A 26,204-nucleotide genomic window follows, 5' to 3' on the forward strand; every position below is an offset into this window, starting at 1 on the left:
ATTATAAACTACTGAATTATTTACAAGTTTTTTGAATTTCTAATGCTCTGTCCAATCCCCATTTTGGAGCGTAAGGCGTAGCTGGTTTAAAAGTATTAAAAAGTTCAATAGATTTATCAACTTGCGCGCACAAAGGTTTTGTATCTACTCCTGTCCATTTTGCTCCTCCTATTTGATAATCTGCTTCACCAAAAACTGCTCTCGGATTATTTGGATCTAATGCTTTAGCTTTTGCGTAAGCTTCCATCACTTTAGCAGAATATTTCATTCCGTTTGTCATCGGGTCTGCTACAACATATCCTGTGTAGATTAGCGCCTGCATTACATATAGTTCTGAGTTGGCTTGGTCTTTAATCAATTCGATATCTAATGCATCTTGCGCTTTTGTCAATAACAAATCGATTTTTGCTTTGTCTTTTTCTGTAAAAACGGCGGTTGCGTTGATCATAGCAACATAATAATTAGGCAAATAACTGTTTTTTTCAGCTGCCGCAATTCTTTCAAATAAAGCCGAAGCTTCAGTATTTTTCCCTTCTTTCCAAAGTCCGAACGCTTTATTCATTCCTTGTTCAAATTGCGTTTGTGCTGAACTTATTACTACTACAAATAGTGCGATTAAAGTGATGATTTTTTTCATTTTATAAGTTATTTAATGGTTTGTTTATATAGATTAGTTATTTGTTTATTTAGAATACAATTTCAATTTTTGAGTCTTTATTGACAATAAATTTAGCATCACTATACAAAGGAGGCCCCATAAATCCTTTTGCATTGTTTGAAGCTGCATATTCTTCTATTGGCATTCCCATTGAGTTTCTGTCAAGCTTTCCGTTGATGTTCTCATCATGATAGGTTGAAATTGCATATTCTCCAGCAGGAAGGTTATCAAAAGTTACAACCGCTTTATTGTCTTTAATTTCGGAAGCCAAACTTTTGTAAGTTGTTTTAAGGAAAGTTCCGTCTGAATTGTATAATCCTACTTTAACCACTCCTGTGTCATTTTTTAAGCCTGAAACAGCAACAGTTAATTTCACATTCTGTGCAGACATTAAACTGCAGATAAATAAGATAGTTATTGTAATAATTTTGGTCATGATTTCTTTTTTTAAGGTTCTGAGTTACTAAGGTTCTAAGTTTTTTTATTGATGATTAAAACTCTTTTTTTTAAGGTTCAAAGGTTCAGAGTTGCAAAGGTTCAGAGGTTTGTTTTTCTTATTACTAGTATTCAAAAAACTTTGAACCTTTGTCGCTTTGTTTCTTTGTTCCTTTTAATTTACACTTCAAAAGTATGCTGGTTTTTAGTCTTTTAAAATTAAATGATACTGAGTTGTTGATTTTGGTTACTGAATTGTTTTTTTCCGAGGTGCAGAGGGTCAGAGTTGCAAAGGCTCAAAGGTTTTTTCTTTCTAGATTCTGAAGAACAAATACAAAGATTTTAATATTTAAAACTTTTAACCATTCGAAGAAACCTCTGAACCTTTGCACCTTTGCACCTTTGTTCCTGAAAAACTACAAGTTTTTTAGCTGATTCTCATTCTTATTCTGGCTAATCGTCCAAAAGAAACCGATGAAAAAGAATCTGTCTGCTGTTGGAACCACGGCTTGTCTTTGATAAACACCGCTTGCATCTGGATTTTTTGCATAATCGTATCCGAAAATATTTTGAGTTCCTAAAACATTCGAAACTGAGAAATAAAGGATTTTTTGCGTTGTTAATAAATACGCCCAGCTGAAGCTTAAACTATTATACGATTTTGTTTTTCCGTTCATAAACTGTGTCTGATTCGGATCGTTGTACGGACGTCCTGAACTAAAGCTGTTTGTTAAACTAGCCTGAGATTTCCAATCTGTAATAAAATATTTTGCTACAACAGATAAGTTATGATTGGCAATAAAACTTGGAGTCGCCATGTTTGGGAAGTTTTTATATTGTCTTTCTGAATCGATATAAGAATATGAAATCCAATATTCTAGGTTTTTGTGCAAATTGCTGTCTCTCCAAAATAAATCCAATCCTTTTGCGTAACCAGATCCGTTGTTATTGAAAACCGAATTGTATTGAATATCTCTTGTGTTGTATTGTACTAAATTGCTGTAATCCTTATAATAAACCTCTGCTCTAAGTGTTTGACCTATTCTTGTAAACGTATAATTAAAAATATAATGACTTGCTTTTTCGCTTTCAAACTGATGGTATTTAGAAAATTTAATATAATCTACAACTGGTGTTTGAGAATAATCTCCATAAGCAAACGAGAACTGACTGTTTTTTGAAGCTTTATATCCTAATGAAGCTCTTGGCGCAATATTGTTTTCGTTTAAAAGACTGTTGTTTGAATATCTTAAACCAACTTTTAAAGCTAGTTTTTTAGAAAATAAAATATCCCCTTCTGTGTAAGCCGCAAAAATGTTAGAATCATATCCATTTGTAACATTAAGCGAAATATTATCGGCTACGTTTTCATCGTATTTTGTAATGAAATAATCACTTCCGAAAGACAATTTAAAAAAGTTTGAAAATTTCTTGCTTAATTTCAGCTTCAGCTGAGCGGCATTTTCTTGGTTTTCGATTCCGGTAATATCATATTTCAGTTTGTTTTTGCTGTAACCATAGCTCACTCCAGAAGTAATCTGCCATCCAGTTCCAAAACTTCCTTTGTAAGACGAATTCAAATAGAAGTTATTATTGTTCATGTCAGTTCGAATCGGATTTTCGAAATTGACGTTTTTCTGATTCAAATCAAACTTTTCAGAATCAAAAGAAGCATACAGCTTAAATATTCCGTTTGTAAAATTATATCTATAAACCGTCTCACCTCCAAGAGATTGATACGGATTATTCCACTCTACGTTTTGCGGAATAACAGCTTGATAAGGTGCTAAATTCACATACATCATATTTACACTAAGTGAACTTTTTTTGAATTTCTGTGTATTTCCTAAACTCAAACCAACCGTCATAAGCCCAATATCAGTTTTATCATGGTCTTCTTCGTCTTGTGTATTTAAAAGCAAAACACTTGACAAAGCTTCACCATATTCCGCAGAATAACCACCTGTAGAAAATGCGATTCCGCTAAACAAAAAAGGAGAAAAACGGCTTCTTGTAGGTAAGTTATTTGTAGTTGCGCCATAAGGCTGCGCTACACGGATTCCGTCAACAAAAGTCTGCGTTTCGCTTGCTTCACCTCCACGAACAAACAAACGTCCGTCTTCACCAACCGTTTGAGTTCCTGGTAAAGTCTGCAAAGCTGCAACAATATTTCCTGCAGAACCTGCCGTAGTTACAATATCTAAAGGTTTTAAAACCGAAACTCTCGATTTCTCTCCAGATTCCATAGTTCCAGCTGTAATAATAACGGCATCCAAATTATTAATATTCTCTGTTAATTTTACCGTTTGATTTTTATAATTAGCAACATCAATTTCTTGTTTGTAAGTTTCAAAAAGTAAAAAGCTTACTACTAAAAATTTATTTCCTGTTTCTGTAGTTTCAAAAGAAAAATCTCCAGTTTCAGAACTTGTTGCTCCGTCATAAGTTCCGTCAATATAAATATTAGCGCCAGCAACAGGTTTTCCTTTTGGGTCTACTACTTTTCCTGAAATCGTATTTTGAGCAAAAATTAAAGCCGTAAAAAATAAAAAGCTAATAGTAAAAAATAATTTGGTTTTCATGTCATCTTTGGTTTTTGATGAAGCAAATGTATTTTAACAATTCATGTTAAAAAATATATAATAACCCAATTGTAGATTTTCGAGGATGAGTTGTAAAATACTAATTTGTATCTTAGCTAACGTGTTTCTAAAAACTATTAACTATGTCAGAAAGTAAAAGAGTTTCGAATTTATATCAATCCATTTATAATGGAAATCCATGGCTTGAAGTTACCTTGGCAGATACTTTAAAAGATGTAACTGCAGCTCAGGCTTATAAAAAAATCAATCCTAACTTAAACACGATTTGGGAAATTGTCAATCACCTAATACAATGGAGAAGAAACATATTAAAGCGTGTTCAAGGAGAAATAATTACAACTCCCGATCATAATTATTTTGTGCCAATTTTAGATTCATCTGAACCCGCTTGGGAACAATCGCTGCAAAGTCTGGCAAAATCTCAGGAATTATGGAGTGCTTGTCTGAGTGATTTTAATGATGAGGATTTTGAGAAAATAGATCTAAATAATAATCATAATTTTTATGAAGATATTCACGGAATCATTCAGCATGACGTTTATCATTTAGGACAAATTGTTATTTTGAAAAAACTGCTTTAATTTTAGTTCTAACACATAGAAACATAGGTTTTGTAACTCAAAAAGAATATTTAGAAATCTAGATTTCACACATAGCTCTATGTGGAAATCTAAAAATGAAATGCCTTTACTACGTTTAAAAGCTATGTTTCTATGTGCTAAAATAAAAAATCATCGACTATGAAGAATATACTTTTTATGCTCGCATTATTATTGTTCAGTAGCATCGGCTTTTCACAAGAAACCGAAGTGAAATACGATGAAGCTCTAGCCAAATCTCTCCATGCCGACGAATACGGAATGAAGAAATATGTTTTTTGTCTTTTAAAATCTGGAAGCAATACAACCGCTTCTAAAGAAGAAACCAAAAAACTTTTTGAAGGTCATATGGCAAATATTGGAAAATTGGCCAAAGAAGGAAAACTCGCTGTTGCTGGACCTTTCATGAAAAACGACCGAAATTATCGTGGTATTTATATTTTTAATGTAGAAACCGTAGAAGAAGCCAAAGCTCTTGTTGCCACCGATCCTGCAATAAAAGCCAATTTGCTTGAAGCTGAATTAACGCCTTGGTATTGCACTGCAGCTTTGCAGGAAATTCCGAAAATGCATGAAAAAATTGCCAAGACGAAAATGTAAAATATGAAAACAGAAAAAGAAAAAATGATCTCTGGCGAATATTATAATGCCTTTGATCCTGAATTATTAAAAGGTCGTCGTGCGGCAAAAAACCTTTTACACAGCTTAAATGTAAAAGAATATAGAGTCACCAAAAAAGCAAAAGAGATTCTAAAAGAATTGATTCCGAACGCTGGATCTGGTCTTTATATTGAACCTCCTTTTCATTGTGATTACGGTTATAATATTTTTGCTGGCGAAAATGTTTATTTTAATGTGAATTGTGTGGTTTTGGATTGTGCGCCTGTAACCATCGGATCAAATGTGTTTATTGCACCGAATGTTCAGATTTATACCGCATCTCATCCGCTTGACGCTGAACTAAGAAAAACATTGGAAAATGCATATCCTGTAACAATTGGAGACGATTGCTGGATTGGCGGAAACTCTGTTATCTGCCCTGGCGTAACAATCGGAAAAGGTTGTGTTATTGGTGCTGGATCTGTCGTTACAAAAGATATTCCCGACAATTCGCTTGCTGTTGGAAATCCTGCAAAAGTTATTCGAAAATTAAATCAAGAACCTGAACCAAAAAAATAATGCTTACCCTTAACAAAGTTCATCATATTGCCATTTTATGTTCCGATTATGAAAAATCGAAATATTTCTACACTCAGATTTTAGGCTTAACAATTATTCGTGAAATTTACCGCGCAGAACGCCAATCTTATAAATTGGATTTGGCTTTGAATGGCTCTTATGTTGTCGAATTATTTTCATTTCCAAATCCGCCGCAAAGACCTTCAAGACCTGAGGCGGTTGGTTTAAGACATTTGGCTTTTGAAGTCATTAATCTGGAAGAAACAATTGCTTTTTTAACTTCAAAAAATATAGAATCAGAACCGATAAGAATTGATGAAACAACCGAAAAACGTTTCACTTTTATTGCTGATCCAGATTTGTTACCGATTGAGTTTTATGAACGTTAGGCTTTTTTTTTGCCACTAAGGCACTAAGACTCTAAGTTTTTTTTTCTCATTTTTTGTCATTTCGACGAAGGAGAAATCTCCACGAGAAGCTCTGCAAAGATTGGCGATTTTGATTGCGGAGTTACTTGTGGAGATTTCTCCTTCGTCGAAATGACAAACTGCCTGTTTAATCGTTGCCTTAAATAAAAAACCTTTGCGCCTTTGCGTCTTTGTGGCAAAAACAACATCGACAGAATTTTCCTATTTATATCCATTTTAACACACTAAAATAAAGATTTCCTAGAAAAAACCGAATTTGATACTTAATTTTGTAATCCGCAGAAAAAAAAATGCGGAATTCTCAAACTTATAATGATGAACAAAACGGCGCAAATCAAAAAAAATCATCAATTAATCAAACTCCGAAAATTAGTTATTGTTTCTATCTTAATTGGCTTTCTTTCTGCCTTTCTCGGAATTTCACTAAAAAAAATAACTGAATATTATGAAGAAATCTTCTTTCACGAAGTTTCAGTTCATCCCATATTTTATATCATATTCCCGGTTTTCGGTTTGTCGGTAATTTATTTCTTGAGGCAATACCTTTTTAAGAAAAAAGAAAACAAAGGAATCAAAGAAGTTTTTGAAAGCACTGCATCAAAATCTAAAAATCTGCCATCTTATAAAATTCCATCACATTTCATAAACGGATTACTAACTGTTATTTTTGGAGGTTCTACTGGAATCGAAGTTTCAACTGTTGTCGCTACAGCAACTATTGGTTCTGTTGCTCACGAAAAGGAAAATGTTTTCCGTCAATACAAAACCGAATTAATCTGTGCGGGTGTTGCGGCGGGAGTCACGGCTCTTTTCAGCAGTCCGATTGCGGGAGTTTTATTTGCTTTCGAAGTAATTTCTAGAAAAGTAACGCGAGCATTTATCATTTCAAATTTAATTGCCGTTTCTATCGCTTTTGGTTTGTTGACCATTTTAAAAGAAGAGCCATTATTTGCGGTTTCAATTACAACATGGAATTTAAAAGCGATTCCGTATTTTATTCTTTTAGGAATTTTAGCCGGAATGAATTCTGTTTATTTAACTCGTTGTGTTTTATTCTTCAAATCTCAATTTGGAAAAATCGATACGCATTATTATAAAATCATTTTAGGATCTGCTGTTTTAAGCCTTTCGTTATTCTTTTTTCCACAATTATACGGAGAAGGCTATCACGCTATTAAAGGAATTTTTGGAAATGCACACCAAGCCCAATTGACCATTACTTTAGCGCTGACTTTTATTGGAATTTTAATTCTAAAACCAATTGTAACTTCCATCACATTAGCTTCTGGCGGTGACGGCGGTGTTTTTGCGCCAAGTTTATTTATTGGAGCATTTTTAGGATTATTGCTGGCATCTATCTTAAACAGCTTTTTTCATGTAAATGTAATTCCGGTTAACTTTATGATTATCGGAATGGCTGCTGTTCTTAGCGCAAGTATTCATGCCCCTTTTACAGCGATATTCTTGGTTTGCGGTTTAACAAACGATTATACCTTGTTTTTTCCAATTCTTGTAGTTTGTTTAATTTCAAAATACACTGCAAAAACAATTTATCCGTATACAGTATACAGTTATTCTCCAAGCTTAGTTAAATAATTTCAGACTTAATTATACAATCTGAAGATTACAAACATACAGCAAAGTATATTTAAAAGCATAACGAGTAAAATATAATACCACAATAATGCCAACAGAAAAAATAAAAAGAAGCTACCGCAAAACACGTTACATTCTTTATAAAGAAACTTTAATCGATTATAAAGAGCACTTTTGGTCCTTTTTAGGTTCGTTTGTCGGAATTGGGATTCTTGCCTATCTTGAATCTTCACAATTTACAGGAAGTGATGTTGTGTATTTAATTGGCTCTTTTGGCGCTTCTAGTGTTTTGATTTACGGAATTATACAAAGTCCGTTTTCACAACCAAGAAATTTAATTGGAGGCCATCTTATTTCTGCCTTTATAGGTGTTACAGTAAATAAACTAGTGCCTGATATTGTCTGGATTTCAGCTCCGCTGGCTGTTTCTCTTTCAATTATTTTCATGCAGATTACAAAAACATTACATCCACCAGGAGGTGCAACAGCTTTAATTGCAGTTACGGGTTCAGCGCAAATAAAAGGTTTAGGCTATATGTATGTGATTTCACCTGTTCTTGTTGGTGTATTAATTTTATTTATAACTGCCTTATTTTTTAATAATATCACTTCAAGCAGAAGTTATCCAAGCCACAGCACTTACCATAAACACTATCATAAGATTAGAAAAAGACTGGCGAGAAAATAATTTTCGCTCTTCTCCTGCAAGGTTTTCAAAACCTTATAGGCATAAACTTCAGCATTAATAAGGCCTACGAGGTTTTGAGAACCTCGCAGGATCACAAAACAATTAAAACACAGAAAAACAAGAGACTAAAATCTTTTCAACAAATCGTAATTCATGATTCGAATTTCGTTTTTTATATTTTACCTTTGACCTCTCAATAAAAACAAAGATTATGGTTTATAAATTTAGAGTTATTCTAGACGCCGAAGAAGATATTTTTAGAGACATTGCTATTCTTGAGGAAGATACACTTGAGGATTTACACAATGCAATCTTCAATGCTTTTGGCTTTGACGGATCAGAAGTGGCTTCATTTTATACTTGTGATGATACATGGAATCAAGAAGATGAAATTCCGCTTTTTGATACAGGAGATGTTCCTGGCGAAATGAGAACCATGAATGATTATCCGTTATCTAGTATTTTAGATAAAGAAAACACAAAGATTATCTACGTTTACGATTTCATCAGTATGTGGACTTTCTTAGTTGAATTGGCTGCAATCGAAGATGAAGCTGTTGGAGCAACTTACCCAGAAACTTTATTTTCTCACGGTGAAATGCCAGACGAAGCTCACGAAAAAAACTTTGAAGCTGATGACATGCACGATGATATCTACGGAGAATTTGAAGACGACCTAGACGAAGACGATCTTGATATGTTCGAAGGCGACGACAGCTTCGAAGATTATGGATTTGAGGAGAATTGGAATTAGTTTTTGAGGTTCAAAGAGGCATAGGTACAAAGGTTCAGAGGTTTTCTTAAAATCTTACGATTTTAAATGTAATATTTTTCTTTATTTTTATGTTTTAATTCTTAAAATATAAAATGAAAACTTTTCGCGACCTTTTAATCTGGCAAAAATCTATGAATCTGGTAACTGAAATTTACCAATTAACAAATTCATTTCCAAAAGAAGAAATTTATGGACTATCTTCACAAATCAGAAGATGTTCAATATCAATACCAAGTAATATTGCGGAAGGATATGGCAGAGATGGAAATAGTGATTATTTGAGATTTTTAAATATTTCAATATCGTCATTATTTGAAATGCAGACTCAGCTTGAAATTTCATTCAATCTAAAATATATAACCGAGTACCAATTCAGTAAAATAAATGGAGAAAGCAGAGAATTAGAACGAATGTTAAGTTCTTTTATTCGAAGAATAAAAGACAGAAAATAACCTTTGTCCCTTTGAACCTCTGCAACTCTGAACCCATACACACATGATTAATCTTTTCAACACCCACATCGACACGCTGTCAATACACCGCGTAGGAAACAAAAGCCGTAACGAAGCAATTTTTTTATCGGAGCAGCCATTTAATTTAAATGACGAGATTGTTCCTTTGATAAAAGAATTCTTTTTTAAGCCTTTTAGAGAAAAAGAAGAAAACTATTATCAGTTTGCACACGAAGTGGACTTGGATTACAACGACATGTTTAAATATGCAACGGAGATTTTCGCTAATCCGTCAAATGTTCATGAGGTTTCTAAAAACATTACAAAACACTTATTTGAGCAATCGAATCATCCGCATATTAAAAACGGAGAGGTTTATGTAACGTATTTAACGAACTTAAGCATCGATAATAATGTAGTTGATGCCATTGGTATTTTTAAAAGCGAATTACAAGCAGACTTTTTACAGTTTGAAGAAAACGGAAGCAACCTTGAAATGATTTTACAGCAAGGAATTAACTTGAGTAAATTGGATAAAGGATGTTTAATCTTCAACTACAAAAAAGAAGAAGGATACAAAATCCTTACTGTAGACAGCAACCGTTATGACGCACGTTACTGGTTAGAGCACTTTTTATCTGTGGACGCTTTTGAAGATGAAAATTTCATCACAAAAAAATATTTAAAGTTCTGTCAAAACTTCGCAAAAGACGTGGTTTTGCCAGCAGAAGACAAGAAAGAGGAAGTAATGTTTATGAACCGATCTGTGAATTATTTCGCTAAAAATGATCAGTTTGAAGAGCAGAATTTCTTGAATGAAGTACTAGACAATCCTGATTTGATTCCTGAATTTAAAAACTATAAAGTTGATAAAGGAGAAAAATACAGCATCGAAGATGTAACCTCATTCCCTATTGCCAACGCAGCAGTTTCTGACGCTAGAAAATCGATTAAAAACGTAATTAATTTGGATACTCATATTCAGATTAAAATGGATTTCATCAATCCTGAAAGTGCAGAAAAATTTGTTGAAAAAGGCTGGGATGAAGAAAAACAAATGTATTACTACTTAGTTTACTTCAATAAAGAAGAAAAAAGCTAAGAAGTTTTCATTTTCTATTACTTACTTAATACAAAAAAAGGCAATTACAAATGTAATTGCCTTTTTTTATTGAAACTGATTTTCTAAAATAAAGCGAAAATCGATTTTAAAATATCGTCATAAACCTGTTTATCTTTTTCACCGGCACGAGCCAAAACTCGAATTCCAGAATAATTATTAAAGATAAATCGTGCCAATGATCTCGCCTCTTGTCTATCAGAAATCTGTCCTAAATCCTGCCCTTTTTTAACAGCAGCGCAAAAAATATCTTCTACTACCTTTTGGTTATCATGAACAATTTTTGCAATTTCAGGATCATGCATTGCTAATTCTACAGCAGAATTTACCATAAAACAGCCTTTTGTAATTCGATCCTGAAGACTTTCTATAACAGCTTGTTTGAATATTTCAGTTAAAGCAGTTTTGATATTTTCAGCATTTTCAAAAAGCTCATTAAGGCTATCTAGATTTTGCTTCTGATATCGTTTTAATGACTTTACAAAAAGCTTTTGCTTATCACCAAAAGTATCATACAGACTAGAACGGCTTAATCCTAAATGATTTACCAAATCCTGTGCAGAAGTTCCGTTGTAACCTTTGTGCCAAAAAATCTCGATTGCTTTATCTAAAGCCTGATCTTCATTAAATTCTTTCGTTCTAGCCATGATATTCCAATTAAATTCTTCAACAAAGATACAAAAATACGGAACAATCGTTCCTGAATTAGTCAAAAAAATTATAGCACTGTGTTTACAATAAGTCCGCCGTCAACCACAATTTCAGATCCAGTAATAAATGAAGCATCGTCTGAAGCTAAGAAACTAACTGTTTTAGCAACTTCAGCAGCTTGTCCAAAACGTTTCAACAAAATTTTCTCACCCAAAGCAGATCCTAAACCTTCTACTTCTTCTTTTTCTAAACCAACTTTTCCGTACAATGGTGTTTCGATTGGACCAGGAGAAACTGCATTTACTCTAATTTTTCTTAAAGCCAATTCTACGGCAAAAACTTTATTTAAAGATAAAACTGCTGCTTTACTCGCTGCATATACACTTGAATTTGGCATTCCCACATGAGCATTTACTGAAGTATTAAAGATAATTGAACCGCCATCATTTAAAATTGGAAGCACTTTTTGAACTGTAAAATAAACTCCTTTTACATTGACATTCATAATACTGTCGTAATGATCTTCTGAAGCTGAATCTAGTGGTGCAAAAGCTGCAATTCCAGCATTTAAAAATAGAATATCCACTTTCCCAAATTTTGATTTTACTTCTTCAACTAAACTGTCGATTGATTTTAAATCAGATTGATCAGCCACAATTCCAGTAACATTCAGTTCTTTTTCCGCTTTTGCCAAAGCTTCTTTGTTTCTTCCTGTTATAATTACTTTTGCTCCTTTTGCTGCTAAATCTGCTGCGGCTGCGTATCCAATTCCGCTGTTTCCACCTGTCACGATTGCTACTTTGTTTTCTAAATTTTTCATTTTATTATTTTTTAAGTTATTGATTATTCAATTATTATGATACAAAGATATAATAACGGAACGATCGTTCCGTTATTATTGATGTTAATTTTTTGTTAAAACAAAAATACTCCTCCTTGATGCCTTTATTTTAAAGGCAATCAGCTATTTAACTATAAGCGAAAGAAATGGCAAAATGTCGTACATTCTTAATTTATGCTTAATTTTGTATTAAAAAATAACTCAGATGGATATTCAATTTTTTAAAGAAAGTCCTTTTACCACTATAATTTCATTTCACAAGTTAATTGAATCTTTTGAAGAAATTGCCCAGTCAGATGTTGATTACAGATCAAATTATGCTAAGGCGATTTTAGAACAAATTGAATTAATTCCGGAACTTAGGACTGGAATCCAGGATTATTCAGTTATCAAAAACAATGAAGCTTTAATTAAAAATATATTAGCCGATTTATTTCCGACTGCCTTAACGCACAACGAAATAAAAGCGGTAACGATTCCATTTCAAAATATCTCCTTTAATTATACAGAGCGTTTCAAGAAAATCTTGAAAAATGCGGGAGATGAGTTTTATATGGAAATTCGTGACTTTAGTGACCATCAATTCTATATCAATAACTGTTGTTTAATTTTGAGCAGTTATTACAAACAGCATATTGATTTCAATCAGCCGTTTTTCTATGACATTCCAAATGAAAATGGAATTGAAAAACATTATCGCATTTTATACAATGCTGATTTTATGGAAATTACTCCAACCGAAAACGCTGTTCCACTAACTCAAGAAGATATTGATCAATTACTTGATAATTATAACGATATCAATTTATGGAAATCTAAATTCCCAAAAGGAAGCTGGATTTTACGAGGTTTTGGAATTGTTTCTTTATTTGATGCCACAACAGAAAGTGCTATTTCTATTCTGAAAAGCAGTTTGTTAAAACCTGGCCCAAAAACAGTTGCCACAGATGAGGAAGTTTCTAATATTTTTCAGTCGATTTTTAATCTCCCAAATCTAAAAGTCGGATTTATTATTTATAATCCAGAGGAAGAGAAATTTATGCGACCTGCAAAATACGAAAATCAGATGAAGAGTTTTTTACTTTCTGCCGATCAAGAAGTAGATTGCAAAAATGCTTTTTTCGGATGTTCTTTCGAAAATCTATTAGATAAAAAAGAACCTTTTGTAATTTCAAATGTCAGCAAGTTTACAGAAGAATCAACAAACAAAAGACTTGGCGAGCATTTACTGACGCAAGGCATTCAGAGCTGCATCTTTGCTCCTGTAATTAAAAGCGGGCATTTATTGGGCGTTGTCGAATTGGTCTCAGAAAATCCTAGAGATTTGAATAGCGTAAATGCTACAAAACTAGATTTGGTTCTACCGTATTTAACCGATACTATTGATCGCTATAATACTGATATGCAGCATCAAATTGAAGCGATTATTCAGCGTGAATATACTACGATTCACCCAAGTGTGTATTGGAAATTTAAAAGAGAATCTCAGAACTATTTTCAAAATATGAATCATACAAAAGATTATATTTTTAAAGAAATTGTTTTTAAAAATGTATATCCCCTGTATGGACAAATTGATATTAAAGGCTCTTCTGAACATCGTAATGAAACGGTGAAAATTGATCTGAAAAGTCAACTGACAGCTCTTATGGAAATTTTTGATAATCAAGAAGAAAACTCAAATCTAGTTCTCTTAGAGCAAAGAAAATTTGAATTGGAATCGCTTCGAAGCGAATTGGATTATCCACTAAAAGCAGATACAGAACAGCACATTCAGCGATATATTGAAGAAGAAATTCATCCGATACTGAAAAACACTAAAAGTAATGCCAAATCTGAAAAATTAGAGCAACTGTACTTTGATAGTTTGGATGAAAAAACAGGAATGTTTTATCAGGAAAGAAAGAAGTTTGACAATGCCATGTCAATTATCAATAAAAGGCTGGCAACAGTTTTAGACAGAAAACAAGTTGAAGCCCAACAGATTTATCCGCATTATTACGAACGTTTTAAAACGGATGGTGTAGAACATAATTTGTATATTGGAGCTTCGATTTCGCCAACAAAACCTTTCGATATTATGTATTTGCATAATCTTCGTTTATGGCAATTGCAAACTTTATGCGAAATGGAACTGGAACATCATGAACTTAAAGAATCTCTGCCTTACGAATTGGATGTTACTTCGTTAATTCTTGTTTTCAGTTCTGCTCTTTCAATCCGTTTCAGAATGGACGAAAAACGTTTTGATGTTGACGGAACTTACAATGCAAGATATGAAGTCGTTAAAAAACGTATTGACAAATCGCATATTAAAGGAACAAACGAAAGAATTACTGAAAAAGAGAAAATCACAATTGTTTACTCTCAAAATAGTGAAGAAGCAGAATATTTAAAATACATTAAATATTTACAGCACAAAAAAATTCTTGAACCATCAATCGAGCAATTTGAAGTCGAAGATCTTCAGGGAGTTTCTGGTTTGAGAGCGATTCGTGTGAAAGTAATCAACAATAATTCGAACCCTGGAATTAAGAAAATAACTTATCAGGATTTATTAGACGAGCTCAACTAAATAGTTGAGCTTTTTTTATTATTGGCCAAATAATTGAACACGGATAAAACGGATTCGCTATCGCGAAAACGCGGATAAAACGGATTTTTAATCTAAAAATAAATTAAAAAAGAATCTGTGTTCATCCGCGTTTTCGCGATAGCGAATCCGTAAAATCAACGTCTAAAATTTTAAATAGATTTAAAAGCAATTACAAACGCAATAACGGTTATGATAATTCCGAACATAAAAAAGTTATAGGCAATTCGGAGTAAATTATATTTTCGCTGAAGAACCAATCCCAAGTAATACAAATCTTTGATCATCGTCGAGTACAAATAATCACGGTCTTTCATCATTTCATTCATTGCCCAGTCATAATCTTCGAGAGGCATTTTATAGAAATTTCCAAAAAACATTAAATTCACTTTTTTGGCTTCAACATCATCTCGTGTAAAAAATCCTGATGTTACTTTTGGACGTGTAGAAAGAATCGCAAAAATAATCGTAATTACACTCGACATCAGCATAATAAACGTCGGCACAACCAAATGCGCATTTTTCGGACTATCCAGTTTTGGAATAATAGATGATAATGCAATCGAGATAATAATCGCATTTACAGACAATAAGATATTTGCTTTGCTATCTGCAATGCCACTTAAACGGGTATGGTTTCCGAGAGTGACACGGAATAAAGTATCAATTCCACGATCAGGTTTTTCTGCTTTTTCAGCTTTCTCTCTCTTTTTATTTTCTTCTTCGAGTGCGGCGGCAGCTTTCAATTCCTGTTTGTTTATTTTTTTCTGAATCAATAAAAGATTTTTTTCTTTCAGAGGTTGCCATTTTCTCAAGGCATAGTCTGTGTAGAATCTGTGTTTATTCAATAAAAAATTAAGATTTTCTCTAGTCCATTCTTCATTAGAAAAGCTTACAATTCCAGCATTTTTTAATTCCAAACGAAGTAATTCGCAAGTTGTCGCATATTCAGCTCCCATTAAATGGGCGTAATCTGCGTCTCTAATAATTTTTTCAAGATGCGTTTTAGGCTCATATTCTTTAACTGTAGCCAAAATTAAACTCGCTACAAGTGCGATAAAGTCTTCCGATTTTCCTTTCTCGCGCAAAAAGTCAGCAGCTATTTCAGTACTTTTCTTTTCATGATTTTCATACCCTTCAATATATCCAGTGTCGTGAAACCACGCAGCCACCAAAAGCGCTTCCTTATCCTCACCGCTTACATCCTCTTTTTTGCAAAGCTCTTTTACTGCTGTAACAACCGTAAAAGTATGATTAAAATTATGGTAAGAATATAAATTAGAAAGTTTATCTTTGAGTAAATTACCGACAAAATCCTCGGATTGTTCTATTAGATTCATAAAGAATATTTTTATACCACTAAATTATGAAATTGTTTTTGGATAATCATTTTATTGCCAAGATTAAAAACTATTTATTAGCAATAATAGCACTATTCATCGTTTATTCCTGCGCAACACGCAAACCTCAATACGGAAAAAATGTTAGTGCCAACGAAACAGAAAACGCAACAGATACCATAAAAATTGCACATACTTTTTTCCTTGTTGGCGATGCTGGAAATGCCGATGAAGAACAGGCACAGCAAACGCTAGAACTATTGCATCAAAAGCTTAAAAAAGCGAGTAAAAAATCTACTCTTCTTTTCTTAGGCGACAACATCTATCCGAAAGGTTTTCCGAGTGACAAACATCCTGAAGATAAGGCCTTAGCAGAAACTAAATTGACCAATCAATTAAAATTGACTGAAGGTTATAAAGGAAAAACGGTCGTAATTCCAGGAAATCATGATTGGTACAGTGGTATCAAAGGTCTAGAACGTCAGGCTGATTTTGTAACGAAATATTTGAATGATAAAAAAGGTTTTCTTCCGAGAAAATCCTGTCCAATCGAAAACGTAAAAATTGACAGCACCACTACTTTGATAGCTGTTGATAGTGAATGGTTTCTTGAAGATTGGAATGATCATCCCACTATCAATGATAATTGTGAAATTAAAACCAGAGAAGCTTTTTTTGAAGAGCTCGAAGGTATTTTAAACAAAAATCAAGAAAAGACAGTTGTTTTAGCTATTCATCATCCGTTATTAAGCAACGGAACACATGGCGGACAATTTTCATTAGAAAAACAACTATTTCCTTTAGAGCAAAAAATTCCGCTTCCAATAATTGGTTCATTTATTAATTTATTGCGAAAAACATCTGGTGTAAGTCCACAGGATATTCAAAACAAACAATATACGATTTATACTAAAAGAATTAAAACGCTTTTACAAAAGCAGAAAAATGTAATTGTAGTTTCGGGTCACGATCATAACCTGCAATATATAAGCAAAGAAAATATCCAACAGATTATCAGCGGTGCTGGATCAAAATCGGAAGCTGCGAGAGCTATTAGTCCGTATGACTTTTCATATGGCGGAAATGGTTATGCAACACTAACGATGTTTAAAAGCGGAGATGCAAAAGTTTCTTTTTATGGAAATGAAAACGGCAAAGAAAAGCTGCTTTTTGAACGTGAAATCATAAAAGCTAAAGAAATTAACTGGGCTTCTGATATTCCAAATAAGTTTCCAGCAAAAGTGACCACTTCGATTTATTCTCCAAAGATGACTCAAAAAGGTGCATTTCACAGGTTTTTATTCGGTCAGCATTATAGAAAATATTACAGTATGCCAATTGAAGCCACAACTGCTACCGTTGACACTTTAAAAGGCGGATTGAAACCAATTCGCGAAGGCGGAGGACATCAGTCAATTTCATTAAGAATGTCGGATCCTCAAGGGCGTGAGTACGTGATGCGTGCTATGAAAAAAAGTGCAACAACATTTTTGCAATCTGTAGCTTTTAAAGATCAATATGTGGTAAATGAATTTGAAAAAACATACGCCGAAGATTTCTTATTTGATTTTTATACGACTTCTCATCCTTATTCTTCTTTCGCTATAGGAAGCATGTCTGATCAAATCGGACTAAGACATACTAATCCAATTTTATATTATATTCCGAAGCAAAATGGTTTGGGCGAATTTAATGCGAGTTTTGGTGATCAATTATATATGGTTGAAGAAAGACCTGCTGACAATCATCTTGATGGGAAAAATTTTGGAAAACCAAGCAACATCATCGGAACTGATGATATGATGCTAAACCTTCATAAAGACGAAAAATATACGGTTGATGAAAAAGAATATATCAAGGCGCGTTTGTTTGATATTCTTTTAGGCGATTGGGACCGTCACAGTGATCAATGGCGTTGGGCTGAATATAAAGAAGATGGAAAAGTGATTTACAGACCTATTCCGAGAGATCGTGATCAAGCTTTTGTAAAATATGATGGTGCTTTGCTTTCACTTATTATGAATATGCCTCCTCTTCGCCATATGCGAACTTTTAAAGGTGACCGAATCAATGCAAAATGGCTTGGAAGAGAACCTTACCCAATGGATTTGGCATTTCTAAAAACTGCTGGAGAAAAAGAATGGGTTGAACAAGCCAAATACATTCAGGAAAACTTAACAGATGCTGATATCGATTTGGCTTTTAAAAATATGCCAAAAGAAGTTCAAGACGAAACGGTTGATGAAATCAAAGCAAAGCTAAAAAGCAGAAAAAAAGATCTTCAGAAATATGCGCGTGAGTATTCTGAAGTGTTAGATAGAACTGTTATGATTGCGGGAACAGACAAAAAAGACAAGTTTGTTTTAAATCATAATGTAAAGAAAGGAATTGAAATTCAGGTTTTCAGAATTAAAAAAGAAGGTGATGAATTGCTTTATACCAAAAATGTAACCGATGATAAAACCAAAAATCTTTGGATTTACGGATTAGACGATAATGATGTTTTTGAAGTAAAAGGAAACGAAAAATCTAGCATTAAAATTCGTTTGATTGGAGGTCAGAATAATGACACTTATAATATTGAAAACGGAAGAAAGGTTATTGTTTACGATTTCAAATCAAAAGAAAACACCTATAACTTAGATTCTAAAACACAAACACAGCTTACAGATGATTACGAAGTTAACGCCTATAATTACGAAAAACCAAAATATAATGTAGTTTCTGGTCTTCCAAATATTGGATATAATCCAGACGATGGTGTAAAAGTAGGAGTTAGTGTAAATTATACGGTTAACAATTTTAAACAAAATCCGTACACGCAAAGACATATTTTTAATGCTTTCTACTATTTTGCCACTGGTGGTTTAGAGTTCAACTATGCTGCACACTTCCCAGGTTTATTAGGAAAATGGGTAATTGATGTGGAATCATTATATACGACTCCGAATTTTGCCATGAACTATTTTGGCTATGGAAATGAATCGCAATACGACGATGATTTAGGAATGGATTACAACCGTGTTCGCATAAGAAAGTTTAATGCTTCGGGCGCTATTCGTCACGTTGGAAGATATGGAAGTGAATTTAGCATTCAACCTATTTTCCAAAGAATGACAGTTGAAAACACTGAGAACAGATACATTAATATTCCAGGCATTGTAAATCCGGATGTATTTGATAGTCAAAATTACGGAAGTTTAAAAGTAAAATATCAGTTTAAAAATTCAGATTTCGCAGCAAAACCAACTTTAGGAATGGCATTTATGATTGCCGCAACATGGACAGCTAATCTGGATGATACAAAGAAAAATTTCCCGACTCTGGAAAGTTTCTTAGGTTTTACTCATAAAATTGATCATAACGGAAAATTGATTTTAGCAACTTACGTTAAAGGAAAAGCTATTTTTAATAATAATTACGAATTCTATCAAGGTGCTTCTTTAGGTGGCGATACCGATTTGCGTGGTTATAGAAATGAGCGTTTCTTAGGAAGTTCATATTTCTCTCAAAGCTCTGATTTGCGTTTAAGTATCGGAAAAATCCGCAAAACGATTGTGCCTTTTACGTACGGAATTTTAGGCGGTTTCGACTACGGAAGAGTCTGGCTTGATGGTGAAGAATCAAGAAAATGGCACCAAGATTATGGAGGCGGGCTTTGGTTGAATGCCATAAATGTTATTACAGCTAGAATCTCATATTTTAAATCTCCTGATGAAGTTGGAAGATTGATTTTTGGAGCTGCATATAGTTTTTAAAAAAGGTGCTAAGGTACTGAGACGCTAAGGTTCTAAGGTTTTCTCTACTCTGAGTAAAAAAACAGCCACGAATTCATGAATAATTTAATTAAAATTCGTGAATTCGTGGCTAATCTTTTCTTAGTATCTCAGTACCTTAGCACCTTAGCGACTTAGAAGAAACTCATAAACCTTTCCTCCTATTTTATTTGTTTTTTCATCAGCTATAAGTAAGGTGTTGTTGTCTTTAAAAACGATAGCTTCTTTTTGTGAGAAGTGATTTAAGTTTAATTCTGTTTGAGTTCCTTTATGGAATAAATCTCCTTTAAATCCTTTAAATAAAAGCACTTTGTCATGACTTAATAAAGCTACTTTTTTCCCATCAGGACTTATTGTGGCACTCGTAAGAACGCAATGATTATAATTACTGCACGTTTTAAATTCTCCTATTTTAACTGCTTTTTGAGTTCCCGCAGCATTTTTGATTTTGTAGATAAAAGCTGTTCCATCAAAACCTTTGCTTCTGTTTTTGGTAAAAAGATAGAAATAACCGCCTTGTTCAAAGAAACCTTCAACATCGTAAAACATTTCTTTTTTCTTTGGAGGAAATTCTGTTTGTTCAGGATACGAAAATGAAATTTTATATTCAGCTTTAGCTACATCATTATTCAATTGATTTTTTGCTACTTTATAAATGCACAAATCTCTTCTTTCGTTATCATTGTTTCCAAAATCTCCGATATAAATATTCCCTGATTTGTCTTTTGTAATATCTTCCCAATCGACATTTGTAGCATTTGAAATCGTGATTGTTTTAGCTAATTTTCCTTTAGAATCAATTGCGTAAATAGCATTTTTATTTCCGCTGTCTTCTAAAGTATAAAGTGTTTGGGTTTCTGGAAAATAAGTTATTCCAGAGACTTCTTTTAATTTTTTAGGAAGCGAATAAAGTTCTTTTAAATCAGAACCAGATTGTTTCTGGCAAGCTAATAAAACAATTGAACAGATAACTAAAAAAGATTTTTTCATGATATTATTTTTATTTTTTTGTCATCCTGAGGAACGAAGGATCACACTAGAGATTGCGTAAAGTAATTCTCCAATCTTTGTAGAGTTACTTGTGTAATCCTTCGTTCCTCAGGATGACAATAATTCTAAACTAAGTTAGTGTTTTTAAAATTACGAGTAATAAACTCAAAAGCGGCATGCATAACATGTCCCATTGATTTTGCGTTTTTGAATTTCATATCGTTTGTATAACGATACAACTCCATTTTTAATTGCATAAGATGTTCGTGAGTCGAAATGGTATCGTGGCACATAATATTCAGCAATTTTTTGATTCTGGTTTCGGCAGAATGAATACGTTTGGCCAAAATCGCTCTTTCTTCGTCTTTATATTGAATGATCGAACGCTCTTCTAATTTCTCTTTAATCAATTGAATCATTGGAAAGTTTTCCTTGAAAAACTGCGGACGATACACTTTAAAATTTCCTTCGTAACATTGCTGGTCAAAATCGATCGGACGAATTTTATATACTACTTGATCAAAATCGTGAATCGGGACAATCACATAATTATAAGCACGCATATCTCCCAAAAGACGAATCATGCAACGTTCGTTAAATTTGACAAACTCTTTCGCAATCTGAGCTTTTTCCATTTCGCTGCATTTATCAAGGAGCGTATCCATAAAAACATCACCCGGAATTCCGATAATATGTTCTTCGATCAAAGTGTCTTTATAAACCAAAAAGTTGATTTTATCTGGCGAAAGAATATCTTCGAGTTCTAATCCGTAAATACGGGAAGCATCTGCTTTTTTGATATAAAAATGGACATAGTTATCGTTGAGAATATTTCGGACTTTAATTCTAAAAGGTTTCGAATTTCCGAAAGTACAATAGTCAATGGCATCAACATTCAAATATTGAATAATTTCACTATTACCATCAGAATGCAGAAGCGAATATATTTTCTTTAGATTTAGATCAATTTCATTACGCTCAAATTCGCCGTAATATACCCGAATCCAAAGCGTGTCTGTATCATTCTTATCATAAACATTTATAGAACCCGAAAAACGAAGCAAGTCATCATAAAACACAGAAACTTTAGAAATACGCTCGTATCGTTCTAAATAACTTAAAAGTGGCTGTGTTAAAGGGTAAGACGGTTTTTTTAAAACCATTAAAGGCTCGCTCATTTTGAATATCTTTATTACAAATTTACGTCAATACGATTTAAAGTTAGAATTTAAAGTAACAAAAATCAACTTGGCTCGTCATACTAAAAACTAAAACCAGAAAAATTTGGAAACCATATTAACCATTGAGAATTTAAGCAAAAGATATGGCCGTATTCAGGCTCTGAAAAATGTATCTTTTCAAATACAAAAAGGTCGCGTTTATGGCATTCTAGGGCCAAACGGCAGCGGAAAATCGACTACATTAGGAATTGTATTGAGTGTTGTCAATAAATCGTCTGGCAGTTATCGCTGGTTTGATGGCAATGTCGAAACTCATGATGCCCTTAAAAAAGTGGGAGCCATTATAGAAAGACCCAATTTCTATCCGTACATGACGGCCGAGCAAAACTTAAAATTGGTTTGCAAAATTAAAAACATCAACTATTCTAAAGTCAATGAAAAATTAGAATTAGTAGGTTTAAGCGAAAGAAAAGACAGTAAGTTTAGCACTTTTTCATTGGGTATGAAACAGCGTCTGGCAATCGCATCGGCACTTTTAAACGATCCCGAAATTTTAATTTTAGATGAACCAACCAACGGATTAGATCCTCAGGGAATTCATCAAATTCGTGATATTATCAAAAAAATTGCTTCGCAAGGAACGACTATTCTGCTTGCTTCTCATTTATTGGATGAAGTAGAAAAAGTATGTTCACAAGTAATTGTTTTAAGAAAAGGTGAAGTTTTATATTCTGGTCCTGTTGATGGAATGTCTTCTAACGAAGGTTTCTTTGAGCTACAAGCCGATAATAATTTAGTTTTAAAAAGTGTTTTAGCCGAACATCCAGCTGTTGATAGAATTGCTGAAGAACATGATAAGGTTTTAGTTTACTTAAATTCTAACTTATCTGCTTCAGAATTAAATCAGTTTTTGTTTTCTAAAAACATTGTTTTAAGTCATTTAGTAAAACGTAAAAACAGTCTGGAAGCACAATTTTTAGAATTAACCAAAAACGCTATCGCACAAAAAAACTAAACCATGAAAAGACTTCTCTCTATAGAATTGCAAAAAATCTGGATGAACAAAGCCAGTAAAATATTAACTCTAACTTATTTTATATTACTTTCTTTTATAGCCTTAATCGCAGCAATAAAATTTGATATAGGTCCTTTCAAATTTCATTTGGCAGAAATGGGAATTTTTAATTTTCCTTTTATCTGGCATTTCAACACTTACGTTGCCGCTTGGATGAAATTCTTTTTAGCCATTGTAATTGTTTCGATGATGGCTAATGAATATAGCTACGGAACTTTAAAGCAAAATTTAATTGATGGCCTTAGCAAAAAAGAATTTATTCTATCTAAATTTTTAACCGTAGTTTTATTTGCTTTTGCATCTACTGTTTTTGTTTTTGCAATGAGTTTAATTTTAGGGCTATGCTTTTCTTCTTACACAGAATTTGGCATTATCTTTAGCGATTTAGATTATCTTTTGGCCTTTTTTGTAAAATTGACAGGATTCTTTTCTTTCTGTTTATTTTTAGGAATCTTAGTAAAACGTTCTGCTTTTGCTTTAGGTTTTCTTTTAGTTTGGAATATTCTTGAAGGTATTATTAAAGGTATTTTAGCATTTAAAGTTTTTCCTGACAGCAACACTAATCAGAAAATCATGCAGTTTTTCCCATTAGAATCAATGTCAAATTTAATTGTCAATCCAGGCCCAAGATTATCTGTAGTTAAAAATATTGGCACGCAAATGGGAATAGAAACTGAAACTGATTTTAGCGTTGATTATTTAGCCGTATTTATTGTTTTAATCTGGACTTTTCTATTTATATATTTTTCTTACAAATTATTAAAAAATAGAGATTTATAGTATATTTGTTACTATGAGTCCTTCTAGAGTTTTATTTTTCATTTTCATTTTGTGCTGCTTTTGTAATCAAATCAGCGCACAGAATATTTCTGTCAACTCCACAATAGCGCCTGGAGATTTAATTCAGAATGTTTTAATAAATAGCTCTTGTATCGAAACTAATAGTGTAAATGCAACAGGAAACCCAACTCCAAATGCACAGAGCTATGGTTCTTTTACAGCGGGTGCAAACTTTCCGTTTTCAAGTGGAATAGTGTTAAGCACTTCACCAAGTAAAAATGCGGAGGGCCCTTTTGTTCAGCAAAACTCTAAAGGCGTTCAAGTGCAAGGTTGGAATGGTGACCCTGACCTTAATCAAGCTTTGGGAATTAACAACAGTACACAAGCTACAGTTTTGGAATTTGATTTCGTAGCTCTAACTAATTCAATAAGCTTCAATTATATTTTTGCTTCAAATGAGTATCAAAATAATTTCCCTTGTATTTATTCAGATGGATTTGCTTTCTTGATTAAAGAAACGGGAAGCAGTGAAAGCTACAAAAATCTTGCAGTTTTGCCCAATTCTACGACAGCTGTTTCAGCCACGACTGTTCATCCAAAAATTAATACAGTAAATGGCAGTGGCGGAGAACCCGTAGTTGGCTGCGAGGCTGTTAATGAAAACTATTTTAACGGATATAATACAGCCTCAAGCCCTATTAACTACGCTGGTCAAACTGTAGTAATGAATGCTTCTACAGATGTTATTCCTAACAAACAATATCATTTAAAACTAGTTGTTGCTGATGATGTTACTAGACAATATAACTCGGCAGTTTTTATTGAAGCAGGTAGTTTTGTAACGAAAATAAATTTTGGTGAAGATAGGACTGTAGCAAATAATAATCCTGTTTGTTTTGGCGAAAATTATGTTTTAGACACCAAACTAGATCCAACAAAATACAGCTTTAAATGGTTTACTAAAGACTCTTCAAACAATTATGTACAAATTTCAGGAGCAACATCTTCCTCGTATGCTGTTCTTGCCACGGGAACATATAAAGTAGAAGCCACTTTAGGAAGTACAACATGCGTATCAATTGGAGAAATCACAGTCGAATTTTCACCAGAAATTCCATCAACAGATACTTCTTTATTGCAATGTGATGATGATACAGATGGCATTACCATTTTTGATTTGACTAAAGTTGCTAATATTGTGAAAAACAATAATCCGCAGATCACCAACCAAGGATATTACGAAACTTTGGCAGATGCACAAGCAAAAACAAATCCAATTTCAAATCCTCAACGTTATACTAACAAAGCGCCAAATCAAATCGTTTTTGCTAGAATTGAAAATACTTTTGGTTGCAGTAAGATAGCTCAAATCACACTGAACATTTCTAATAGTGTCATTCCAAATCAATCTCCAATAGAAACTTGTGATGGAGATGCAACGCAAGACGGTTTATATCAATTTGACTTAGCTACAGAAGCAACTCCTCAAATTTTATTGGGACAACCTTCTGGATTGGTAGTCACTTACTTTTTGACAGCTTCTGATGCAGTTACAGAGACAAATCAGCTGCCAAATATTTTCAAAAATACAACACCAAATAGTCAAACTATTTATGCTCGTGCAGTAAATGGTTCCGATTGTTATGATATCACTCCTATAGAATTGATTGTGCATACTTTTGACCCTCCTAATTTTGAAGATAAAACAGAATATCTTTGCAAAGGAAGCGAAATAACATTATCTGTAGCAGCTGGTTTTAACAGTTATACTTGGTCTAATAACTTAGGCACAACAAATTCAATCCAAGTTAGCACCCCAGGTGATTACTCGGTAACCGTAACAGATGCAAATGGGTGCCCAAAAACTAAAAATTTCAAAGTAATTCTATCTGAACCAGCAACAATTACAGGAGCAGATGTAAAAGATTTTTCTGGAGTAGACAATTCCGTAAAAATTCTGTATACCGGAGTTGGAAATTATGAGTTTTCTCTTGACGGCACCGTTTTTCAAGATGACCCTACTTTTACGCAAATAAGCCCAGGAATCTACAATGCAATTGCTATAGACAAAAACGGTTGTGGCCCGTCTAATGTATTCCAAATATATGTTTTAGACTATCCTCGTTTCTTTACTCCAAATGGAGATGGCTATAATGATTTATGGGTAATTAAAAACATTGATCAGATGCCAGATTACACCATCTCTATTTTTGATCGCTACGGAAAATTATTAAAGCAAATGAATCAGAATGGATCAGGTTGGAATGGAATTTTTAACGGAAGAGAAATGCCTTCAGATGATTATTGGTTTACTCTTCTTTTTGTTAATGGAAAAAATGTGAAAGGGCATTTTTCATTAAAAAGATAATATTTTAAATTCCAAATACCGAAATTCCAATACTTGTCAAGAGTTCCAAATTTTAAATTCCTTCCAATAAAAAAAT

22 protein-coding genes are annotated in these 26,204 nt (G+C 33.2%); 14 read left to right on the forward strand and 8 right to left on the reverse strand.

The window, feature by feature from the left end; all coding sequences use genetic code 11:
• Nucleotides 1-16 precede the first annotated feature (16 nt).
• The 3 genes from DMA14_RS21790 to DMA14_RS21800 form a co-directional block, all read right to left on the reverse strand.
• Nucleotides 17-637: a hypothetical protein gene (locus tag DMA14_RS21790; protein WP_111426589.1), complete on the reverse strand. Its 621-nt coding sequence runs from the start codon at nucleotides 635-637 to the stop codon at nucleotides 17-19.
• Between the two features lie 49 nt (nucleotides 638-686).
• Nucleotides 687-1,094, reverse strand: coding sequence for a DUF2141 domain-containing protein (locus DMA14_RS21795; RefSeq protein WP_203418354.1), 408 nt, complete (start codon nucleotides 1,092-1,094; stop codon nucleotides 687-689).
• A gap of 415 nt (nucleotides 1,095-1,509) precedes the next feature.
• Nucleotides 1,510-3,675 (reverse strand): TonB-dependent receptor, encoded by a 2,166-nt coding sequence (locus DMA14_RS21800; protein ID WP_111426591.1) that lies wholly within the window; start codon nucleotides 3,673-3,675, stop codon nucleotides 1,510-1,512.
• Between the two features lie 143 nt (nucleotides 3,676-3,818).
• On the opposite strand from DMA14_RS21800, the gene DMA14_RS21805 reads away from it, so the two are divergent.
• From DMA14_RS21805 to DMA14_RS21845, 9 genes are all read left to right on the forward strand, one after another.
• The gene (locus DMA14_RS21805; RefSeq protein ID WP_111378292.1) at nucleotides 3,819-4,277 is read left to right on the forward strand and encodes a DinB family protein; all 459 of its coding nucleotides are present in this window, start codon (nucleotides 3,819-3,821) and stop codon (nucleotides 4,275-4,277) included.
• Nucleotides 4,278-4,436: 159 nt separating this feature from the next.
• Entirely contained in the window at nucleotides 4,437-4,895 is a 459-nt protein-coding gene (locus tag DMA14_RS21810; protein ID WP_111426592.1) for a YciI family protein, read from the forward strand.
• Between the two features lie 3 nt (nucleotides 4,896-4,898).
• Nucleotides 4,899-5,474 carry a sugar O-acetyltransferase gene (locus DMA14_RS21815; protein ID WP_111426593.1) on the forward strand — a complete coding sequence of 192 codons (576 nt, stop codon included), beginning with the start codon at nucleotides 4,899-4,901 and terminating at the stop codon, nucleotides 5,472-5,474.
• Nucleotides 5,474-5,863 carry an SMU1112c/YaeR family gloxylase I-like metalloprotein gene (gene gloA2 / locus DMA14_RS21820; protein WP_111426594.1) on the forward strand — a complete coding sequence of 130 codons (390 nt, stop codon included), beginning with the start codon at nucleotides 5,474-5,476 and terminating at the stop codon, nucleotides 5,861-5,863. The genes DMA14_RS21815 and gloA2 overlap by 1 nt, the downstream gene beginning before the upstream one ends.
• Nucleotides 5,864-6,214: 351 nt before the next feature.
• Nucleotides 6,215-7,498, forward strand: a complete 1,284-nt coding sequence (locus tag DMA14_RS21825; protein ID WP_238990024.1) for a chloride channel protein — start codon at nucleotides 6,215-6,217, stop codon at nucleotides 7,496-7,498.
• An 88-nt stretch (nucleotides 7,499-7,586) separates the two neighbouring features.
• A complete protein-coding gene (locus DMA14_RS21830; RefSeq protein WP_111426595.1) occupies nucleotides 7,587-8,186 on the forward strand; it encodes an HPP family protein in 600 nt (199 codons plus the stop codon).
• Between the two features lie 211 nt (nucleotides 8,187-8,397).
• Nucleotides 8,398-8,940: an IS1096 element passenger TnpR family protein gene (locus tag DMA14_RS21835; protein ID WP_111378299.1), complete on the forward strand. Its 543-nt coding sequence runs from the start codon at nucleotides 8,398-8,400 to the stop codon at nucleotides 8,938-8,940.
• Between the two features lie 113 nt (nucleotides 8,941-9,053).
• The gene (locus tag DMA14_RS21840) at nucleotides 9,054-9,413 is read left to right on the forward strand and encodes a four helix bundle protein (RefSeq protein WP_111426596.1); all 360 of its coding nucleotides are present in this window, start codon (nucleotides 9,054-9,056) and stop codon (nucleotides 9,411-9,413) included.
• 43 nt (nucleotides 9,414-9,456) lie between these two features.
• Nucleotides 9,457-10,515, forward strand: a complete 1,059-nt coding sequence (locus tag DMA14_RS21845; RefSeq protein WP_035647713.1) for a nucleoid-associated protein — start codon at nucleotides 9,457-9,459, stop codon at nucleotides 10,513-10,515.
• An 83-nt stretch (nucleotides 10,516-10,598) separates the two neighbouring features.
• Here DMA14_RS21845 and DMA14_RS21850 read toward each other — a convergent pair whose 3' ends face one another.
• Together DMA14_RS21850 and DMA14_RS21855 are read right to left on the reverse strand one after the other, a co-directional pair.
• Nucleotides 10,599-11,180, reverse strand: a complete 582-nt coding sequence (locus DMA14_RS21850) for a TetR/AcrR family transcriptional regulator (protein WP_111426597.1) — start codon at nucleotides 11,178-11,180, stop codon at nucleotides 10,599-10,601.
• A 71-nt stretch (nucleotides 11,181-11,251) separates the two neighbouring features.
• Entirely contained in the window at nucleotides 11,252-12,004 is a 753-nt protein-coding gene (locus DMA14_RS21855) for an SDR family oxidoreductase (protein ID WP_111426598.1), read from the reverse strand.
• Nucleotides 12,005-12,230: 226 nt separating this feature from the next.
• On the opposite strand from DMA14_RS21855, the gene DMA14_RS21860 reads away from it, so the two are divergent.
• Nucleotides 12,231-14,600 carry a GAF domain-containing protein gene (locus DMA14_RS21860; protein WP_111426599.1) on the forward strand — a complete coding sequence of 790 codons (2,370 nt, stop codon included), beginning with the start codon at nucleotides 12,231-12,233 and terminating at the stop codon, nucleotides 14,598-14,600.
• A gap of 170 nt (nucleotides 14,601-14,770) precedes the next feature.
• Here the strand turns inward: DMA14_RS21860 and DMA14_RS21865 are convergent, their stop codons facing one another.
• On the reverse strand, nucleotides 14,771-15,958 hold the full coding sequence (locus DMA14_RS21865) for a Pycsar system effector family protein (protein ID WP_111426600.1): 1,188 nt from the start codon (nucleotides 15,956-15,958) through the stop codon (nucleotides 14,771-14,773).
• A gap of 26 nt (nucleotides 15,959-15,984) precedes the next feature.
• Between DMA14_RS21865 and DMA14_RS21870 the strand changes: the two genes are divergently transcribed.
• A complete protein-coding gene (locus tag DMA14_RS21870) occupies nucleotides 15,985-19,716 on the forward strand; it encodes a metallophosphoesterase (protein WP_111426601.1) in 3,732 nt (1,243 codons plus the stop codon).
• Between the two features lie 144 nt (nucleotides 19,717-19,860).
• Here the strand turns inward: DMA14_RS21870 and DMA14_RS21875 are convergent, their stop codons facing one another.
• The gene (locus DMA14_RS21875; protein WP_111426602.1) at nucleotides 19,861-20,724 is read right to left on the reverse strand and encodes an SdiA-regulated domain-containing protein; all 864 of its coding nucleotides are present in this window, start codon (nucleotides 20,722-20,724) and stop codon (nucleotides 19,861-19,863) included.
• A gap of 125 nt (nucleotides 20,725-20,849) precedes the next feature.
• Nucleotides 20,850-21,902: a hypothetical protein gene (locus DMA14_RS21880; protein ID WP_111426603.1), complete on the reverse strand. Its 1,053-nt coding sequence runs from the start codon at nucleotides 21,900-21,902 to the stop codon at nucleotides 20,850-20,852.
• Nucleotides 21,903-22,008: 106 nt separating this feature from the next.
• On the opposite strand from DMA14_RS21880, the gene DMA14_RS21885 reads away from it, so the two are divergent.
• The 3 genes from DMA14_RS21885 to DMA14_RS21895 are packed head-to-tail and all read left to right on the forward strand — an operon-like array spanning nucleotide 22,009 to nucleotide 26,128.
• The gene (locus DMA14_RS21885) at nucleotides 22,009-22,920 is read left to right on the forward strand and encodes an ABC transporter ATP-binding protein (RefSeq protein WP_111426604.1); all 912 of its coding nucleotides are present in this window, start codon (nucleotides 22,009-22,011) and stop codon (nucleotides 22,918-22,920) included.
• 3 nt (nucleotides 22,921-22,923) lie between these two features.
• Nucleotides 22,924-23,760 (forward strand): ABC transporter permease, encoded by an 837-nt coding sequence (locus tag DMA14_RS21890; protein ID WP_111426605.1) that lies wholly within the window; start codon nucleotides 22,924-22,926, stop codon nucleotides 23,758-23,760.
• A gap of 13 nt (nucleotides 23,761-23,773) precedes the next feature.
• Nucleotides 23,774-26,128: a T9SS type B sorting domain-containing protein gene (locus DMA14_RS21895; protein WP_203418356.1), complete on the forward strand. Its 2,355-nt coding sequence runs from the start codon at nucleotides 23,774-23,776 to the stop codon at nucleotides 26,126-26,128.
• Nucleotides 26,129-26,204 lie beyond the last annotated feature (76 nt).

The sequence above is a fragment of the Flavobacterium sharifuzzamanii genome (genome assembly GCF_003254585.1).
Classification (GTDB): Bacteria; Bacteroidota; Bacteroidia; order Flavobacteriales; family Flavobacteriaceae; genus Flavobacterium; species Flavobacterium sharifuzzamanii.

Coding starts and splice junctions, on each gene's coding strand:
- DMA14_RS21790 (WP_111426589.1), bottom strand. CDS start 637: ATGAAAAAAATCATCACTTTAATCGCACTATTTGTAGTAGTAATAAGT.
- DMA14_RS21795 (WP_203418354.1), bottom strand. CDS start 1,094: ATGACCAAAATTATTACAATAACTATCTTATTTATCTGCAGTTTAATG.
- DMA14_RS21800 (WP_111426591.1), bottom strand. CDS start 3,675: ATGAAAACCAAATTATTTTTTACTATTAGCTTTTTATTTTTTACGGCT.
- DMA14_RS21805 (WP_111378292.1), top strand. CDS start 3,819: ATGTCAGAAAGTAAAAGAGTTTCGAATTTATATCAATCCATTTATAAT.
- DMA14_RS21810 (WP_111426592.1), top strand. CDS start 4,437: ATGAAGAATATACTTTTTATGCTCGCATTATTATTGTTCAGTAGCATC.
- DMA14_RS21815 (WP_111426593.1), top strand. CDS start 4,899: ATGAAAACAGAAAAAGAAAAAATGATCTCTGGCGAATATTATAATGCC.
- gloA2 (WP_111426594.1), top strand. CDS start 5,474: ATGCTTACCCTTAACAAAGTTCATCATATTGCCATTTTATGTTCCGAT.
- DMA14_RS21825 (WP_238990024.1), top strand. CDS start 6,215: ATGATGAACAAAACGGCGCAAATCAAAAAAAATCATCAATTAATCAAA.
- DMA14_RS21830 (WP_111426595.1), top strand. CDS start 7,587: ATGCCAACAGAAAAAATAAAAAGAAGCTACCGCAAAACACGTTACATT.
- DMA14_RS21835 (WP_111378299.1), top strand. CDS start 8,398: ATGGTTTATAAATTTAGAGTTATTCTAGACGCCGAAGAAGATATTTTT.
- DMA14_RS21840 (WP_111426596.1), top strand. CDS start 9,054: ATGAAAACTTTTCGCGACCTTTTAATCTGGCAAAAATCTATGAATCTG.
- DMA14_RS21845 (WP_035647713.1), top strand. CDS start 9,457: ATGATTAATCTTTTCAACACCCACATCGACACGCTGTCAATACACCGC.
- DMA14_RS21850 (WP_111426597.1), bottom strand. CDS start 11,180: ATGGCTAGAACGAAAGAATTTAATGAAGATCAGGCTTTAGATAAAGCA.
- DMA14_RS21855 (WP_111426598.1), bottom strand. CDS start 12,004: ATGAAAAATTTAGAAAACAAAGTAGCAATCGTGACAGGTGGAAACAGC.
- DMA14_RS21860 (WP_111426599.1), top strand. CDS start 12,231: ATGGATATTCAATTTTTTAAAGAAAGTCCTTTTACCACTATAATTTCA.
- DMA14_RS21865 (WP_111426600.1), bottom strand. CDS start 15,958: ATGAATCTAATAGAACAATCCGAGGATTTTGTCGGTAATTTACTCAAA.
- DMA14_RS21870 (WP_111426601.1), top strand. CDS start 15,985: ATGAAATTGTTTTTGGATAATCATTTTATTGCCAAGATTAAAAACTAT.
- DMA14_RS21875 (WP_111426602.1), bottom strand. CDS start 20,724: ATGAAAAAATCTTTTTTAGTTATCTGTTCAATTGTTTTATTAGCTTGC.
- DMA14_RS21880 (WP_111426603.1), bottom strand. CDS start 21,902: ATGAGCGAGCCTTTAATGGTTTTAAAAAAACCGTCTTACCCTTTAACA.
- DMA14_RS21890 (WP_111426605.1), top strand. CDS start 22,924: ATGAAAAGACTTCTCTCTATAGAATTGCAAAAAATCTGGATGAACAAA.
- DMA14_RS21895 (WP_203418356.1), top strand. CDS start 23,774: ATGAGTCCTTCTAGAGTTTTATTTTTCATTTTCATTTTGTGCTGCTTT.